At 43.8% G+C, this 1446-nt stretch carries 1 protein-coding gene and 1 pseudogene; both read left to right on the forward strand.

Going from position 1 to position 1446, the window contains the following annotated elements; translation table 11 throughout:
• On the forward strand, positions 1-208 hold a 208-nt coding region (locus AB4496_RS25960; protein WP_372132746.1), incomplete at its 5' end, for a hypothetical protein.
• A gap of 192 nt (positions 209-400) precedes the next feature.
• Positions 401-1446: pseudogene (locus AB4496_RS25965) on the forward strand (hypothetical protein); the annotation flags it as partial.

Genomic DNA, 1446 nt, shown 5'->3' on the forward strand with positions numbered 1-1446 from the left:
AAAGCGACTCAAGCACCTAAATATATCCCTTCTATTTATTCCGGCAAAAACCACTTACATCCGTAGGTGGTTTTCATCGATTGATACTGACACAGCAAGCCTAATCCCCCTCTCATTTGGTTTTTATAACGACCAACATAATCATTTCATCCCGAACTCAAATGACCTTAGAGGTGAAGCTGTCATTTCCCTTTTAAGCTGGCGGTAGTTTCAGATTGTCTTCATTCGGGCATTCGATGGCACACTTAAATGCTCGTCGAACCGGGGGGCTTAACGCTTGAACTATGAACTTTTCTAGACGATACTTTTTTCTTACATTGCTCCCTAATTTGACGCGTAATATGTTGATTTTGAATGAGGTATTTTGATTGGCAATAGTATCGATTAGGAAGTTTGAATCATGAAAACTTACATTTCTGGGCTGCTCACACTCATTCTTTCATATTTAATTACCGGCTATTCTTTTGCTGTTGGTACAGCGATTGTACTGCCAGGGCAACATGAATCCGGCGCTGATCTTTCGGGCTCCCCAATGTCTGCGAATGCTGTCATTGATTGGGAAATTGCGAACAGTGACCTCGTATTTGGCTCTTATGCAGATAAAACCGACAATAAGCGAGCTACGACAATTGGGTATATGTATAACCAAAAAATGGAGCTCAATTCTGGTTGGTTGGAGAATGACCTTCGTAATAACGCAGAATTACATGGCGTTGATTTTGAAGACTTCTTTCTCCATTTTTCTGAAGATACAGTGCTTGCAGAAGTTGATAACACCCACGGTGAAAATACTCTCTTAAGTGGAAAGCCTATGACCTTGGGCTATACAGCCAGTGAAGATCATGCGGGCTTTTGGCTGTATCAAGAGCCTCCTTGGGATGCTGATGTGTTTGAGAATTTCGAACAGGGCGGGGCTTTGTATGTCTATCATGCTGAACAGTTCGAACGTCTGACCTTTAAGTTCTCACAGTTTGCTGTCAGCGGCGAATTCTGGATTGAATACCCAACAGCTATTGACTCTCACGGAAGGGTTTCACAGTGGGAAAGGCTCGATGTAAAGAAAGACAAAACGCTCAATATGACCAGAAACCAATCGGTGATTTGGAACCTTCCGGGTAACTGGGTAAGAGCCACAACTCATGATGGCAGTGGGGTGAGTTATGGTGGCGGCCAGTATTTTGGTTCAACCTTTTTGAGAGAGGGTGGCCGTTTATACGTTGTGAGAGTTCGTTGGCAAAGTGAGAACGCAGACGACAGGCCGCGGTTAAAAGAAGTAAAACTCAAAAATAGCTTTCCAACCGTTAAGTTAACCGACGCTCCGACCACAACTCCGGATGGCAATGCTATCAGCCAATGGCGAAAAATTCGTGGCTTTGACGTGTCTGCAGACCTGAATGGCGATAACTACTTGTCGCCAAGCGAGTATCGAAATCGAACCAATAAGAA

The sequence above is a fragment of the Vibrio sp. 10N.222.46.A1 genome (assembly GCF_041473595.1).
Lineage (GTDB): Bacteria > Pseudomonadota > Gammaproteobacteria > Enterobacterales > Vibrionaceae > Vibrio > Vibrio tasmaniensis_A.